The following is a 16,906-nucleotide window of genomic DNA, read 5'->3' as shown; positions in this document are numbered from 1 at the left end:
AAAACATTATATTTTAGATATAAGGGTATAATAATTTGGAGGTGACTTTATATGAAAAACTCGTTAAAAACTATACTAATAATATTAGCTGTAATATTGGTTATTACAATTCCTCTAGTTGGTTCTTACAATGGGATGGTAACTTTAGATCAGCAGGTGAAAACTGCAGAATCTAATATAGATACTCAGCTTCAAAGAAGATCAGACCTTATCCCTAATGTGGTAGAAACCGTGAAAGGATATGCATCTCAAGAAAAAGAGATATTTATTCAAGTTGCAGAGTCAAGAGCAAAGCTTGCAGGAGCAACTACCACAGAACAAAAGGCTGAAGCTGATAAAAACCTAACTACAGCTTTAGGAAGATTGCTTGTAATCGCTGAAAATTATCCACAGCTTAAGTCAGATCAGGCTTTTAGGGATCTTACAGTACAACTTGAAGGTACAGAAAACAGAATATCTGTTGCAAGACAGAATTTTAATGAAGCTGCTACACAGTACAATACGTCAATTAAAAAATTCCCTAAAAATATAGTAGCTGGGGTATTTGGATTCAAGGAAAAACCATATTTTAAAGCAGATGAGGCAGCAAAAGAGGTTCCAAAGGTAGATTTCAAAGAGAAGAAATAATCCTTAAGGAGAATAAATATGAAAAAATTGTTTAAAAGAAATATACTCCTTTCTTTTATTCTTTTGCTATTTTTAGCTATATCTATACCTGTAAGTGCTGCAGAAAAATATCCAGAACCTACAAATCTTAAATATGTAAATGACTATTCTAATGTTATAGATAAAGATACCAAAGAATTTATAATTTCTTTGGGAAAAGAGCTAGAAGATAAGACAGGAGCTCAATTAGTAGTAGTAACAATAGATAATCTAAATGGAAAAGATATAAGGGATTATGGATATGGATTATTTTCTAAATGGGGAATAGGACAAAAATCCAAGAATAATGGACTTCTTGTTTTAGTTGCCGTAAAGGATAGAAAGTACTCAGTGGAAGTTGGTAAGGGTCTAGAAGGGGCTGTAACAGATGTGGGTTCTGCTAGGATAATGGATGATATAGCAAAACCAAGCTTTAAAGAAGAAAAGTTTGCTAAAGGAGTAAAGGATGTTTATGCTATATTTGCTGCATCTGTAGCAAAGGAATATGATGCTACTTTAGAAAATAATGTTAAGGTTCCATTAGATAAAATAAAACAAGCTTCAGATAAAAAATCCTCTTCTAATAGCTCAGGCTTTCCAGGCGGAGCTATAGCGTTTTTCTTCATATTGCTTATTATATTAGGAAGCATGGGAGGTAAAAATAATAGAAGAGGTCCAGGTGGTAGAAGAGGACGAGGAAGATATAGAAGAGGTATTTATATACCACCCTATATAGGATCAGGAGGCTTTGGAAGTAGTGATAATAGTGGAAGTAGTGGTGGAGGAATAGATTTAGGTGGCTTCGGAGGAGGTAGTTCCAGCGGAGGTGGCTCTTCAGGAGGCTGGTAAAACTTTAATTAGGTAAAATAACTTAATATAGTGTTTTAACTAAATCAGATTTTCTTCAAAAATTATTAATAATAAAGTGAAAAGAGCTTAGAATTTATATTAATTTATTCTAAGCTCTTTTTATAGTTACTCTCTGTTTTTAAGTATTTCTGACATATCTACTTTAAATAGTTTTTTCTTTGATATAGAGGATGCTAATTTATATACTGTTATGATGAGAAAGAATCCTATAAAAGTGTATTTTGTCTCCAGCACTATAGGGAAACTTATATTTATATCTTTAGTGGCAGAGGACATTATCTTTTCCAATGAGGTTATAATTAAAGGTATAGAAATAATATATCCCATTATAACAAGTAAAATATTAGAGTTTAAAATTAATGAAGCCAGTTCATTTTTATGATATCCTAATATTTCCATTAGAGATATATTTAATTTGTTTTCTTCTATGGTTAAAGAGGAAATTATATATACTATGATTAAAGCTATAATAAAGGATATAAAAGACATAGCACCGATGGAATATTTTAAAGGTTCAAGGGCTAAATTAAAGGAAGACTTTATTTCTTCTATATTAGTAATTTTAAATATATTATATTGTCCTTTCAGATCACCTTTATTTATAGGTTCTAAAGCTCTTATTCCCATAAAACTTCCTTTCTCGTAATTGAGTAAGGCGTTAAACTCATCTAAAGGTACTATTATAAAGTCTCCGATATAAATCGGTGAAATATTATCTACTTTAAATTCATAGTATTTTGAATCTAATTTGTTTTTAATATTTATAGAATCACCTTTGGAGATTTTTAATTTATCTGCTAGAGATTTTGTAATGGTAGTTCCTTTAATAGGGAGCTTTGATCCATTTAAGTCTCTAAGATTAATATAATCAGATGAGGGGTCTATGCCCAATAAGGTTAAGGAATTTTTCCCTTCCTCACCATAGGAAAATGGAGCTAGAGAATACTTATCTTTAGAATTTATGAGGTTGAAGGAATCTTTATTTTGTATACTAGAAAATAAATAATCGTATTTAAAGCTATATACATTTTCGTAGTTATCTTGTAGGAAATAATCTATGGAGTTTTTCGAAGAAAATCCTAGTAATAATAACATGGAAGCTACAGCTATGCCAAAAATGAGTAACAGGTTTCTTGAAAAACCATTCATAGTTTCTCTTATTCGAAATTTATTGTTAAACCTAAGTTTATTAAGCTTTAGCTTCCTATCTAAAAAAGATATCTTATCTTTAGAAATATTGCCTTTTATAAGATCAAGAGGAGTATGTTTTAAAGCTAGATTTAAAACTAATAGGGTGGTTGACATAAGCATAACCAGAGGAAAAGCAAAACTAATAAATACATATTTTAAGTCAAAAATTATATGATCAAAGGGAATGTTAAAGTAGGATATAAAAAACTTTATCATTGGGTTTAGTAAAAGAATACCTAGTAATAGGCCTAAAATGCTGCCTAAGACACCTATTATTATTGAGAAGTTTAAATAGTGTTTAATTATTTCATTTTTTCTATAACCTAAGGCCATTAGGGTTCCCATACTTCCATATTCTTTTTTTATCATTCTCCACAGTATCATGTCTACTAAAAAAATAGTAAGCAATAATATTGATAAAGGAAGGGTGAAGCTGATATCTTTTATACTTTTAATCTTAGCGTCAACAAAGGTTATTCTTCCATTATCCCGAGAACTTATCCAATTTAATATTTTATTATTTGAGTTTAGATATTCCTTAAAAGACTCTTCATTGTTGCTATTAAGTTTAAGGCTATAAAACATTTGTTTATTATCTAAGCTATTAAAATCTTCCCTAGATATTATAGCTATACCAAAATTTTTAGCATCAGACATAAGATCTGTTTCATTTTTAATAGGATAAACGTAATCAGGAAGAGATATAAAACCTTTTATTTTAAAATCCATGTTGTTTATAAGTAATTTATTGTCTAATGATAAATTATGTGCTTTAGCATAATATGGGTCTAAGTTTATTTCCCCCATGGTGGAAAGTTTATCTCCCTCTATAACAGCGGGTTTATTTATTTTAGAGGATAATGGGAAAATTCTTAAGGTAATGCCTTCGTTATTGATATAATCTGAATAAAATCTCTCTTCTATAATCAAATCAAAGTTTCTCTCTATATCTTCTAGATTTTCTAGGGGTTTTTCTACAATAAAATTAGCATCTTCTTGAACATAGGATTCTTTAAATTTATTGTTAGTATAGTCCATGTTAAAGAATAAAAGATTGAAGAGAAAAAACATCATAGAACATAGGGAAATCAATATTATAGAACCCATATACTGTGATTTGTTTTCCATAAGGGTTCTTCTAATTTTTTTATTTATTATCATAATAAAACCTCCATAGTGATATTACCATTGAATTTCTCTTGGATCTAAAGGAGTAGCATTTATGATGCTTTCATATATTTCTCCGTCTCTTAATTTAAATACTCTATTAGCCATGTTAGCTATAGCGTTATTATGAGTAATTATAATTATAGTTGTGTTATATTTTGTGTTTATGAATTTTATTAAGTTTAATATTTCTTTTGAGGTATTATAATCTAAAGCTCCTGTTAATTCGTCACATAAAAGAAGAGAGGGATTTTTAATTATTGCCCTGGCAATGGATACTCTTTGCTGTTCTCCGCCACTTAATTCTCTTGGAAATCGGTTCCTCTTATCTTTCATAGATATTGCTTTTAACATTTCATCTAAGTCTAAAGGATTTTTGCTTATGTTAGAACATACCTCTATGTTTTCTTCTACATTTAGATTAGATATAAGATTATAAAATTGAAAAATAAAGCCTACATTTTTTCGTCTATAATCTGTTAGTTCTTTTTTACTTAGAGAAGTTATTTCTTTATCCTCAAGATTTACATAGCCTGAATCAGCTTTATCTATTCCCCCTATAATATTAAGAAGAGTAGATTTTCCAGAACCAGAAGGACCTAAGATAACAGCTATGTCACCTTTTTCTATTTCTAGATTTATTCCTTTTAGTACATAAGTTTCACTTTGGCCAGTTTTATAAGATTTCTTAAGATCTTTAACGGTTAAAAACATGTTATCCCTCCTATTTTTTTATACCTGATTTTAAAAGTTCAATCATATCCTTTATTAAAGATTCATAGTCCTTAAAGGTAGTATCATATATAAGTTTTTTTTGAGACTTTGCCATGAGGAGCATTTCCTCTTTAAACTTTACTGTTACCCCTTCAAAAAATAGTAACATAGATTCATCACTTATATCTTGTCTAAGTACGCCCATATCCTTATTAGCTTTTATAAGTTCTAATAAAAAATCTCTAGAGGATTTTAGTATATAATCTAGAGCGGGAAGATTTTTAGGTGCTAAATTTGCATAGTAAATGTTTTGTAAAAATTCTATTATATAAGGTTCCTTTTTTAAAATAGGCCATGAACTTTCAAAGGCAGCATAGATATATTCAAATATATTTATGCTTTTATCTTTAACCAAAGGGGCTTTTGTGTACTCCATAGAAATTTCTATGGATTTTTTTATAGAGTCCATGTAAAGCTCCTCTTTATTTTCAAAGTATTGATACATACTACCTTTAGATACACCGGCGTTTTTTGCTATTATGCCTATGTTGCCATTGTGATAGCCTTTTTTTGCAAATTCTTTTATAGACTCTCTTAAAATATGATCTTGTTTTTCTAATGGTAAATTTAAAAATGTTTCTTTTGCCATTTTGTTAACTCCTTTGTGACTTGTTGGTCATATGACTTTATAGTCATATCATATCACTAAGATTTAAAAAAATAAATAGGTTTTAAAAATTTATTATGATAAAATATATTTAAAAAATTTATTAGATGAAGCTAAATTTGATTTTTAGTTTTTAAAGGAGGGAGTAGTATGATTCTTATTAAGAATGGAAAGATAATTGATCCTTTATCAAAACTCCAGAATTATATGGATATTTTAATTCAGGGAGAAAAAATAGTAAAAATAGAAGAACACATAGAGGAAAAAGATGAGTTTACTGTGATTAATGCAGAAGATTGCATAGTAGCCCCAGGATTAATTGATATACACGTCCATTTTAGAGATCCAGGATTTACTTACAAAGAAGATATATATTCAGGAGCAGAATCAGCAGCTAAAGGTGGTTATACTACGGTAATATGTATGGCTAATACAGATCCTATAGTAGATAACATTGAAACTTTAGAATATATATTAAACAAGGGAAAAAAGGCAAAAATTGAGGTTTTACAAGTAGCAACTATAACGGAAGGTTTAAAAGGAGAAAAACTTACTCCAATGGAAGAGTTAAAAAAAGCTGGAGCTGTAGGATTTTCTGATGATGGAAAACCTATTATGAATGCGAAGGTTGTAATGGAAGCTATGACTAAGGCTAAGGCACTTAATATGCCTTTAAGTTTTCATGAAGAAGATAGTAGCTTGATTAAGGAAAATGGAGTAAACATGGGTGAGGTAGCAAAACATTTTAATTTATCAGGCTCACCAAGGGAGGCAGAAGAAGTTTTAGTGGCAAGAGATGCAGTACTTGCTATTTCTACAGGAGCAAAAACAAACATACAGCATATAAGCTCAAAACTTTCCGTGGAAATAATAAAATGGGCTAAAAATATGGGAGCTAATATTGTAGGTGAGGTTACACCTCATCATTTCAGTTTAACAGAAAAAAGCTTATTAGAGCACAAAGGAAATGCTAAAATGAATCCACCTTTAAGAGAAGAAGAGGATAGAATAGCTTTAATCCAAGGGTTAAAGGACGGGGTTTTAGAGATAATAGCTACAGATCACGCTCCTCATTCTAATGAAGAGAAGAGTAAGGAGTTAAATAGTGTACCTAGTGGAATTGTAGGACTAGAAACAGCTTTGGCATTAGGAATTACTAATTTAGTAAGAACTGGACACTTGAGTTATATAAAATTACTTGAAAAAATGACTATAAATCCAGCTAAGTTTTATGGATTAGACAGAGGATACATAAAGGAAGGTCATAGAGCTGATATAGTAATATTTAATCCAGAGGAAAAATGGAAAGTTGAGGAGTTCTTATCTAAATCATCTAACTCACCATTTTTAGGAAAAGAGTTTTATGGAAAAATTAAGAATACTATTTACAAAGGACAGGTGGTTTATTCAAGTAACAAGCAGTAAAATGCTTTATACCATAGGAGATATATTTAATGTTTACACCATAAAATGTAACAGTTAGATATAAAAAAAACATGTATTCTTTAAGCTAATTGTAAATAATGAATAAATTTTTAAAATTGTATTGTTAATTATTATAGTTAAGTGATATAATAATAAAGGATTTATACTTTAGTCAACTGTATTAATCTGATCTAAGCCTCTTTAAAGACTTGTATTTTTACAAGTCTTTCTTTGATTATAAAAAATCTCATAATTACAGTCCAAATTATTTTGTTTACATAGAATTTATTTTTAAGTTCTTTCATTAAAATTTGTTTTTATATATAATTATATCTGGACATTAAATATTATAAGTTAAATGGCTTATAATAAACTGAAGTTAAAATATTATAAATAGAATTATACTGAGCTTATGGAGGGTTACAATGAAGATTGGTGTTATAATGGGAGGTATTTCTTCAGAAAGAGAAATATCCCTTAGAACAGGAAAAGAAATAGCTGATAATTTGGATTCACAAAAATATGAAGTTAAAGAGATTATAATAAATACTAAAGAGGAACTTATAGATAAGGTAAGGGATATAGATTTTGCTTTAATAGCTCTTCATGGAAAGTTTGGAGAAGACGGAACAGTTCAATCTGTACTTACAACTTTAAATATACCTTATTCTGGATGCGATGCCTTAAGTAGCGCAATATGTATGGACAAGGATATGACTAAAAAGATATTACGTTACGCTGATATAAGAATAGCAGAGTGGATTAATGTAAAATCTTTAGAAGAAATTGATTATGAAGAAGTAGAAAAGCTAGGATATCCTTTAGTAGTAAAACCTAACAATGGTGGTTCTAGTGTTGCTACAAATCTAGTGGAGCGTAAAGAAGATTTAAAAGTGGCTGTAGAACAGGCTTTGAAATATGATAAAGAAGTAATGATAGAAGAGTACATAAAAGGAGATGAGATTACCTGCTGTATGCTAAACGGAAAAATGTTACCTGTATTAGCTATAAAACCAAAGTCTCACTTTTTTGATTTTACTTCAAAATATCAAGATGGTGGCGCAGATGAATTTATAGTTCAATTAAATGAAGATCTTCACAAAGAAGTAGAGGATATGGCTGTTAGATGCTGGAGGGAGTTAAAGTGTAGTGTTTACTCTAGGGTAGATATGATAGTGAAAGAAGGGGTGCCTTATGTGTTAGAGATTAATACATTACCTGGAATGACTAAAAATAGTCTGTTTCCTAAAAGTGCAGCAGGAGTTAATATGAAATTTCCTGAGCTTTTAGAAAATATAATACAATATTCCCTAAAAGAAAGAGCTTAATATCAAGTAGTGTTATAATTGTACTCATGGCACAAATAGAGTTTTTGCATTTATATTTTAGAATTTACATACAAAAAAAGAGGAGTTATCCTCTTTTTTTGTATTTTTTTATTTAAACATACTATATTTAATAATTAAGTCTAAAGTGGCCATTAGAGCATCAAAATGAGTTCTTTCATAGGCATGGGAGGCAAATACTCCAGGTCCTATAAGGGCAGCTCTAACATCCCAACCAGCTCCTAAAGCTGCTGATGCGTCAGATCCATAGAATGGATATATGTCTAATTTGTATTCTATATTATTTTTTTTACATACATTTACTAAAGTTTTTCTTAGGTCATAATCATAAGGACCAGAAGAATCTTTTGCGCATATGCATACTGCATATTCAGAAGAATTTTGACCAGGGCCTGGAGCTCCCATATCTACAGCTATGAATTCCTTTGTATTTTCCGGTATAGCTGCTTTTGCCCCATGACCAACTTCCTCATAAGTGCTTATAAAAAAGTTTGTAGTATATAGAGGTTTTATATTATTTTTAATCATTAACTCTATTGCGTGAAGTAGAACTGCTACACTGGCTTTATCATCTAAATATCTACTTTTTATATAGCCTTTTTCTGTAAAGGTAGTTCTAGTATCAAGACATATGAAGTCTCCTATGTTTATTCCAAGGGCTTCTGTTTCAGATTTAGAGCTTACTCTCTCATCTAATATAACCTCCATGTTTTCAGGAATTCTTTTAAGATCTCTAGCCTCATCTCCGCTGATATGAACGGAAGGTTTTATAGTTTGTACAGTTCCTGTATAACTTTTTCCCTCTAAGGTTTCTACTACACAGTTTTCTCCATCTATGGAAGTCATCATGTATCCACCTACAGGAATTAAACATAAGGCTCCGTTAGATTTTATCTCTTTAACCATTGCTCCTAAAGTATCCACATGGGCTGAAAAGGTTCTTTGATAAGAACTATCATCACCTTCTATTGTAACTATTAAAGCACCCTTGTTAGTCTCTGTAAATTTAGCGTTTAAATTAGTTAGTTCTTCCTTTATATACTTCATTATATTATTTGTATATCCTGTAGGGCTTGAAATTGTCAAAAGCTTTTCTAGATAGTATTTTAATTTGTTTTCATCATAGGAAATTGACATAATATCACTCCTTTAATTTATAATTTATCTACAATATAAATTTTAACATAAATTTCATAAAAAATTAAACATTTTATATAAATTAACGTATAATAGAATGTGGGGTTATTACAAATGGTGAATTTATATATGATATAAACTATCATATAATAAATATTATTAATCTGTAAAATCTATATTAAACTAACACTATTTATAGTATAATATTTATGCGGATAGAAAGGAGAGAGTAAATGCGAAACTCTAAGGCAAAGAAGAATGACAAAAAGAAAAAAACTATTATAATTATATCCTCTCTATTATTGGCAGTTTTATTTGGCATCTCGGTTTATATGGGGTATATTTATAAATATGTTTCTAGTTGGAATAATTATATTTATACAGGTATAAAGGTAGAATCTTTAGATTTATCTGGAAAAACTAAAGAAGAAGCTACTTCCATGCTTAAAGAAAAGTATGGAGAAGCTATATTAAATAAAAAGTTATCCGTTAAAGTATTTGATAAGGTATATGACATGGATTACTCTAAGCTTAACTCTCAATACAATATAGAGGAAGTTGTAGAAGAAGCTTTTAATTATGGAAAAGATAATCAAATGTTATCTAAGTATAAATTAATAAAAAAACAAAGCGGAAAAGAAATAGCACTAAATTTTACTTATGATCCAGCTTATATTGATGAATTTATAGCCAACATTGCTTCTGAAAACAATAGTAATGCTACTAATGCAAAATTAACCATGGTGTCTAGTGGAAAGTTTCAAGTATCAGAGGGTAAAAATGGTTATGCCTTGGATGAAGAGAAGCTTAAAAATGATATAATATCAAATATTAATGGTAAAGTTGAAGAAGAAGTAGTAGTGGAAGCTAAGGTGGATGAAACAAAACCTACAGTAACTGCAGAGGAGTTAAATAAGGTTAATTCAAAGATAGCTACATTTTCAACTAATTATGCACATAATTCTACTAATGAAAGAGCCGTTAATGTAGAACTATCAACTAAAGCAATAAATGGAACAGTACTTATGCCAGGAGAGGTGTTTAGTTATAATGATATAGTTGGTGAAAGAACTAGGGAAAGAGGATATAAGGATGCCCCTGTAATAGTAGGAAATAAGGTTGAGGATGACTTAGGTGGAGGGATTTGCCAGGTGTCTAGTACTTTATATCAAGCGGTTTTAAGAACAGGATTAAAGTCTGTAGAGAGATATAACCATTCATTAGGTACAAGTTATCTTTCATTAGGCCTTGACGCTACAGTGGCATATGGATCCTTAGATTATAAATTTAAAAATACCTTTGATTTTCCTATATATATAGAGGGAATTACTACTCCAAACAGGATGTTATACTTTAATATATATGGTAACAGTGCATCTACAGGAAGAACTTATGAAATGGTAACTGAGGTTTATGAGCATATAAAGGCACCAGTTAAAACTATACAAGATCCAAACTTACCTGAAGGACAGACTGTTGTAGAGAAAAATGGGGTAGATGGATCTAAGGTGAAGGTATATAGAAAAACTTATGAAAATAATGTGCTAATAGACACAGAATTTTTATCTAATGATGTTTATAAAGCTATAGACGGAATAGTTAGAGTAGGCACAAAAAAATGATATAGTCTAGTTTAAAAGGAGAGTTTATGAAATGAGAATTTTGTACAAACTCTCCTTTTATTAGGTTATTTAAGATAGTTTAATCAAAGGTTTTATTTATTTGTTTTATTATGGTATAATTATTTGAGAAAATTTAGAATTGTTCGTGAAAGGAGGAAGCAGTTTTTGCGTTAATGTATGAGAGAAGTAGAAATTATAACTAAGATTGCAGATAACATAGAAAAGGTCATATTAGGTAAAAGAGAAGAGATAATAAATATTTTAAAGGCTGTTATAGCTAATGGGCATGTACTTATAGAAGATGTACCTGGTGTAGGTAAGACTACTTTAGTAAAAGCTTTAGCTAACTCATTAAATTTAACCTATAGTCGTATTCAATTTACACCAGACCTTTTACCTTCAGATATAATAGGGATTTCTATTTACAATCAAAAGGATATGAACTTTGAATTTAAGAAAGGACCTATATTCTCAAATATAGTTTTAGCTGATGAGATAAATAGAACTTCTCCTAAAACTCAATCAGCTCTTTTAGAAGTTATGGAAGAGCATCAAGTATCAGAAGGAAATAATACTTATAAATTAGAGGAACCTTTTTTTGTTTTGGCAACTGAAAATCCAATAGAACATGAGGGGACATTTTCTTTGCCAGAGGCGCAATTAGATAGGTTTATGATGATGGTAAGATTAGGATATCCTTCTAAAAAAAGTGAAAAAGATATTTTAAGACTCTATAGGGAAAAGGATCCTCTTGAAGATATAGGGTGTGCTGTAAGCAAGGAGGAATTATTATATCTTCAAAAACGAGTTAGAGAAGTTAAGGTTAATGAAGCGCTTATTGATTATATGGCTGACATTTCAGAAGCTACAAGAAACTCCAATTATTTAAACCTTGGAGTTAGTACAAGAGCAATGTTAGCTCTTCAAAGAATAGCTCAGGCCACTGCATTAATAAAAGGAAGAGATTATGTAATACCAGAGGATATAAGAGAAAATGTGGTATTGGTTTTATCACATAGAGTTATATTATCATCTGTTGCAAAGGCTAATGGATATAATAAAGAAAAGATGATTTGGGATATAGTTAAGAACGTTGAAGTACCAAGGGTGAATTCATGATGGCTATAAATTATAAATTTCTCATTATAGCCATTTTAAGTTACATATACGCCTATCTACAGGGAGGTTTATTAGCTTATAGTATATTTTATATATTCTTGTTTATGATTGTTATAGCTATTATAAGCACCTTATCCTATTACCTCTTTACAGATGTTAATTTAGAATTAAATAACAATGTATTTTATTGTGGCAACAATGAGAAAGTCAGTCTTAATGTTTATAATAAAGGCATGTTTAATATACCCTACATAATGATTAGGGGAGAGTTATTTTCTATGTTAGATAGTAGGTATGAAGGAGAGGCCATGAGCTTAAGATTCTTTCAGAACTTAAATTATGAGTATCATATAACATTTAGAAAAAGAGGAATTTATAATATTAATGATTTTAAGGTTAATACTTCAGACCTATTTAATTTTATAAACATTGAAAAGAAGATAAAAAATAGAAATTCCATAAAAGTTTATCCTAGAATATACGATTTAGATGAAAGTATATCATCAAGTAACGAATTTTCTGAAAATCCATTCTTAAACAAGGGTTTTTTAGAAGATATATATTCCGTTAAAGAAATGAGAGAATATAGAGATGGGGATAGCTTAAAGAGGATTAATTGGAAAGTAAGTGCTAAATTAAATAAGCTATTTGTAAAGAGTTATGAGGTATTATCTTATCAAGAAGTAATAATATTACTAGATATGAATAAGGATGTTTATGAAATTGATAAAGATGGATTGTATGAAGAGAGTTTAATTGATATGTGCGTTTCTATAGTAAATTATATTTCCAATAAGGGGTTTCGAGTTAAGCTTCATATAAATTCTAAAATGGAAAAATTCATTGAGGTAAATAATAAAGATGATTTTAATAAAGTCATGGAGTTTTTTGTAGAAAATAAAAGTGATGGAGTTAAGAGCTATGATACTTTTATAAAAACAAAAGCAAGGGAATCACGTGGTAATACCATGATACTTATAACCTCTAATATAACAGAATCTTTATTAAAATCTATAGAGGGTTTAAAAGGAGATGGACAGAATATAGCACTTTTTTACTTAGGTAAAGTTGAGAGAAAAGATAGGATAGAATATTTAAGCAAATTAGGTGTTATATTATTTGATATTTGTAGTCTAGCAAAATGGGATTAAGATGGGGTTTTAAAGGTATAGGTAAGATTATATATCTTTATGAATACTAAGGGCACAATACAATTACCATAAAGTTAGGTGGTAAAAATATGAAGTTGAAAAATAATAAGTGGATGGCTTTCGTAGTTTATTTAAATATGGTTTTCTTTTTTAGATTGATGAGAAGTAGTTATGATATTATAAGCTTTAACTACACTTATGTTACAGTGGTATTTATATTTACTTTTGTCTTTTACTATATATATGAAGAATTTTTAATATATAAAAAATATAAAGCCTTGATTCTAATATTGATAATTATAATAGGATCAATTTTTATGTTTTTAAAAAGAGAAGAAGTAATTATCTTTTTTAAGGAGACAATTGAAAATGTATCCTCCATAAATAGTAATTTAGCTGAGGGGAAGGGTACGAATTTTTATCAATTTAAAAATATTATTCTTTTGTTACTTCCGGTTTTTTCTATAATAACTTTTTTCCTTTATTCTAAAGGATTTACTAAGTTTTTATTAGTTATAAATACTTTGGCTATGTTATTTTTTTGGTATTTAGACTATGAAAGAGCAATGGAAGGGAACTTGTTTTATTATGCTTTAATTTGTGTTATTGGATTTTCAGCAGAATCAAATTTAAGGAATATGAAAAAGATAAATATGCATAATATTAGACCTAATATAAAAAAGGGTAATATATTAAGCCAGGTTATATTTTACGGTATTTTAATTGGTATGACGATTAAAATTACACCTACTGAAGTAAAAGGAAAATATGAGGAAATATTAATAGAGAGGGTTAGAGATATTATAACAGTAGAGGATAAGGAAGGAAAATTCTCTGGCAAGAGATATGGGTTGAGTGTATCTGGATACAATGATAGCGATAAAACCTTAGGTGGAAAAATAACCTTAGACAATAAGTCGGTTATGAAAGTAAAGGCTAATAAAAGCTATCACTTAAAGGGGAGTGTAAAAGATATTTATACAGGGAGTTCTTGGACCACTATAACTAATGATTCTAGGGATAGTCTGAATACCAGTACAAATAAATATCTATATCGATATGAAGAAGTTAAAAAGGATGAACTATATATAAAACCAGAAGGAATTAAGAGCAGTACCATATTTACTCCAATTTATACATTAAGTATAAATCTACAAGATGATAGAGAGATTTATAAAAATGAAGATACTGATATCTATGTGGCATCTAAACCCTTATATCAAGGATATAAAATAGATTTTATAGAAGAGGAAAGGGTAGTTGAATTATTACCAAAAGTAAATACATATTATGGAGATATTAATTTAGATAGGTATACTCAGCTACCGCCTACTGTAACGGATAGAACTAAAAAGCTGGTATACGATATAGTAAAAGATACTAAAGATCCTTTGGAAAAATCAAAAAAAATAAGAGAGTACTTAGAGAAGAATTATAGCTATTCATTAGAGGTTTCAGAGGTACCAGAAGAAAGTGATTTTGTAGACTATTTTCTCTTTGAAGAGAAAAAGGGATATTGTGTGTATTTTGCTACTGCTACTACAGTAATGAATAGGATAGCGGGAATTCCAGCTAGATATGTAGAGGGCTTTAAAATGCCTAATGAAAAATATGATAGTGATTTTTACATGATTACTAACAAAGATGCTCATGCATGGAGTGAGATACTAGTAGACGCACCTAATATGATTTGGAGTATAAATGATGCTGCACCTACCGCTCGTGAATATGAAATTTCCTTAATAAGACCAATTATTCCAAGTAGAAATAATCAAAACCCAGATGAAGAATTTATGCAAAAGCCTAATAAAAAGGCAGTTGATGAAATAGAGGATAGCCATAATAAAAATACTAATGAAAATACATTTTTTAATATTTACAACATATTTAAGATAATTTCTATAATATTAATAATACTATATGTGATTATTAAAATAAGTATGGAAAAGTGGAGAAAGAATATTATATTGAATGGAAAAAGCTATAAGTTTTCATATTTTTACTTAGAAAGAAGACTTAAGACTATAAAAATTAAAAGGGAATTAACAGAAACAGAAGGAGACTTTGTAAAAAGAATCAATGATATTGAACTTAGAAATATGTGTTCAGATCTTGTAGAAAACTTATATAAAGAATATTATGGCGGCTATAATCCAGATGCTTTCTCTTGGAATGAATTTTATTTTACTTTAGAAAAATATTTAAAAACACAGGGTAAAATAAAATATTATTTATTCAAATATATTCTACCTTATAGAATTAAGACTACTCCTTAAGTAAAGGGGTAGTTTCATTTTATTTAAATTTTGATATAATGAGATAATGTAGGTAGAAACTATTAATTTCAATAAATAATTACAAAATTTAATATATTAATCTTATTATTAGAAAAAAAGGATGAAATAAACAGGAGGGTATACAATGAAATATAAAATGTTATGTACAGATATGGATGGTACTTTGTTAAATAGTAATAAAGACATAAGCGATAGAACAAAGGAAGCTATAAAAAAGGCTCATGAAAAGGGAGTACATATAGTTGTAAGTACAGGGAGGATGTTTAATTCTGCCAATTATTATGCAGACATGTTACATATCAAAGCCCCTATAATTTCAGCTAATGGTGCATTTATAAGAGAAAAAGATAAGAATGATGTAATATACAAAAATGTGCTAGGAAAAGATAAATGTAATAGTCTATTAAAGGTGTTACAAAAACATAAGGTTCATGCGCATTTCCACACTCCTAATGCTATGTTTTCTGATAAAATGGTATTTTCTGCGAAAATATATTCAGACATGAATAGCTATTTACCAGAGGATAATAAAATAGATATACATATTGTAGAGAAAGATTGGGAACAGATTTTTGAAAAGTATGAGGATTCTATAGTAAAATGTATAGCTATTGATGAAGATGTAGAAAAAATAAAAAATGTTAAATCAGAAATAATGAAAATGTCAGGAATTGAAGTGGTAAGTTCTTATGAAAATAATTGTGAGATAATGACAGAAGGGGTTTCAAAAGGAAGAGGAGTAGAAATTCTTGCAGGATATTATGGTTTGAACCCAGAGGAAATAATCTGTATCGGTGATAACGAAAATGATTTATCTATGATAAAAGTTGCAGGACTAGGTATAGCTATGGGAAATGCTCCAGAGGATATAAAAAAGCAAGCTGATTATGTAACAGATAACAATGATAGTGATGGCGTAGCAAAGGCAATAGAGAAATTCATATTAAATTCATGATATTTTAATAAAATTATGAATAAGAATCAAGTATAATATTTATTATGGTATCTTTACATAGTTATAAAGTTTTAATATTTTGTAGTATAAAAATCAATTGGATAAATTGGAGGTAATTAATTTGAATTTAAATATAGTATTATATCAACCAGAGATACCTCAAAATACAGGTAATATTGCTAGAACTTGTGTATTAACAAATTCTAAGCTACATTTAATAAAACCTTTAGGATTTAGTTTAGATGAAAAACATTTGAAAAGAGCTGGATTGGACTACTGGCCTTTTTTAGATATTGAAATTCATGAAAGTTATGAAGATCTTAGAGAAAAATATAAAGATAGCACTTTTTATTTTTCTACCACAAAGGGAAGCAATTTTTATCATGAGGTAGAATTTAAACAAGGTGATTTTATAGTATTTGGGAGAGAATCTTCAGGGCTTCCAGATTACATAAGGGATAGCGATCCAAAGAGATGTATAAGGGTACCTATGATAAATACCAGCACTAGGTCGCTAAATCTTTCAAATACTGTGGCTATAATGACTTATGAAGCACTTAGACAATTTAGTTTTCCTACTATGAAGTAAAGGGGATTTGG

Annotated in this window: 14 protein-coding genes; 10 read left to right on the top strand and 4 right to left on the bottom strand. The window is 29.1% G+C overall.

Translation table 11 applies throughout. The features are described from left to right. The first annotated feature begins 51 nt into the window (after positions 1-51). Together KQI89_RS06310 and KQI89_RS06305 are read left to right on the top strand one after the other, a co-directional pair. Complete coding sequence (locus tag KQI89_RS06310; protein ID WP_216456362.1) at positions 52-627, top strand: LemA family protein; 576 nt, start codon at positions 52-54, stop codon at positions 625-627. A gap of 18 nt (positions 628-645) precedes the next feature. After that, positions 646-1,494: a TPM domain-containing protein gene (locus KQI89_RS06305; RefSeq protein WP_216456361.1), complete on the top strand. Its 849-nt coding sequence runs from the start codon at positions 646-648 to the stop codon at positions 1,492-1,494. A gap of 126 nt (positions 1,495-1,620) precedes the next feature. Here the strand turns inward: KQI89_RS06305 and KQI89_RS06300 are convergent, their stop codons facing one another. The 3 genes from KQI89_RS06300 to KQI89_RS06290 are packed head-to-tail and all read right to left on the bottom strand — an operon-like array spanning position 1,621 to position 5,236. Further along, positions 1,621-3,867, bottom strand: a complete 2,247-nt coding sequence (locus tag KQI89_RS06300; RefSeq protein WP_216456360.1) for an ABC transporter permease — start codon at positions 3,865-3,867, stop codon at positions 1,621-1,623. Between the two features lie 21 nt (positions 3,868-3,888). Beyond that, entirely contained in the window at positions 3,889-4,587 is a 699-nt protein-coding gene (locus KQI89_RS06295; protein ID WP_216456359.1) for an ABC transporter ATP-binding protein, read from the bottom strand. Positions 4,588-4,597: 10 nt separating this feature from the next. Continuing rightward, entirely contained in the window at positions 4,598-5,236 is a 639-nt protein-coding gene (locus tag KQI89_RS06290; RefSeq protein WP_032122239.1) for a TetR/AcrR family transcriptional regulator, read from the bottom strand. A 168-nt stretch (positions 5,237-5,404) separates the two neighbouring features. Between KQI89_RS06290 and KQI89_RS06285 the strand changes: the two genes are divergently transcribed. Continuing rightward, positions 5,405-6,679 (top strand): dihydroorotase, encoded by a 1,275-nt coding sequence (locus KQI89_RS06285; RefSeq protein WP_216456358.1) that lies wholly within the window; start codon positions 5,405-5,407, stop codon positions 6,677-6,679. A gap of 425 nt (positions 6,680-7,104) precedes the next feature. Then, complete coding sequence (locus KQI89_RS06280; protein ID WP_216456357.1) at positions 7,105-8,007, top strand: D-alanine--D-alanine ligase; 903 nt, start codon at positions 7,105-7,107, stop codon at positions 8,005-8,007. 108 nt (positions 8,008-8,115) lie between these two features. On the opposite strand, the gene KQI89_RS06275 is transcribed toward KQI89_RS06280, so the two are convergent. Next, positions 8,116-9,156: a M42 family metallopeptidase gene (locus tag KQI89_RS06275; RefSeq protein ID WP_425514078.1), complete on the bottom strand. Its 1,041-nt coding sequence runs from the start codon at positions 9,154-9,156 to the stop codon at positions 8,116-8,118. Positions 9,157-9,395: 239 nt separating this feature from the next. Here KQI89_RS06275 and KQI89_RS06270 point away from each other — a divergent pair, with 239 nt between their 5' ends. The 6 genes from KQI89_RS06270 (at position 9,396) to trmL (ending at position 16,895) form a co-directional block, all read left to right on the top strand. Next, positions 9,396-10,784, top strand: a complete 1,389-nt coding sequence (locus tag KQI89_RS06270) for a VanW family protein (protein WP_216456355.1) — start codon at positions 9,396-9,398, stop codon at positions 10,782-10,784. A gap of 177 nt (positions 10,785-10,961) precedes the next feature. Beyond that, positions 10,962-11,903 (top strand): AAA family ATPase, encoded by a 942-nt coding sequence (locus KQI89_RS06265; RefSeq protein WP_216456354.1) that lies wholly within the window; start codon positions 10,962-10,964, stop codon positions 11,901-11,903. 278 nt (positions 11,904-12,181) lie between these two features. Continuing rightward, positions 12,182-13,054, top strand: coding sequence for a DUF58 domain-containing protein (locus KQI89_RS06260; protein WP_216456353.1), 873 nt, complete (start codon positions 12,182-12,184; stop codon positions 13,052-13,054). Positions 13,055-13,143: 89 nt separating this feature from the next. Further along, complete coding sequence (locus KQI89_RS06255) at positions 13,144-15,330, top strand: transglutaminase-like domain-containing protein (protein ID WP_216456352.1); 2,187 nt, start codon at positions 13,144-13,146, stop codon at positions 15,328-15,330. Positions 15,331-15,475: 145 nt separating this feature from the next. Beyond that, positions 15,476-16,306, top strand: a complete 831-nt coding sequence (locus KQI89_RS06250; protein WP_216456351.1) for a Cof-type HAD-IIB family hydrolase — start codon at positions 15,476-15,478, stop codon at positions 16,304-16,306. A gap of 121 nt (positions 16,307-16,427) precedes the next feature. Then, the gene (gene trmL, locus KQI89_RS06245) at positions 16,428-16,895 is read left to right on the top strand and encodes a tRNA (uridine(34)/cytosine(34)/5-carboxymethylaminomethyluridine(34)-2'-O)-methyltransferase TrmL (protein ID WP_032122231.1); all 468 of its coding nucleotides are present in this window, start codon (positions 16,428-16,430) and stop codon (positions 16,893-16,895) included. Positions 16,896-16,906 lie beyond the last annotated feature (11 nt).

The organism is Clostridium simiarum (genome assembly GCF_018919175.1).
Taxonomy (GTDB): domain Bacteria; phylum Bacillota; class Clostridia; order Clostridiales; family Clostridiaceae; genus Clostridium_L; species Clostridium_L simiarum.
This window is presented reverse-complemented; position numbering and strand designations above follow the sequence as displayed.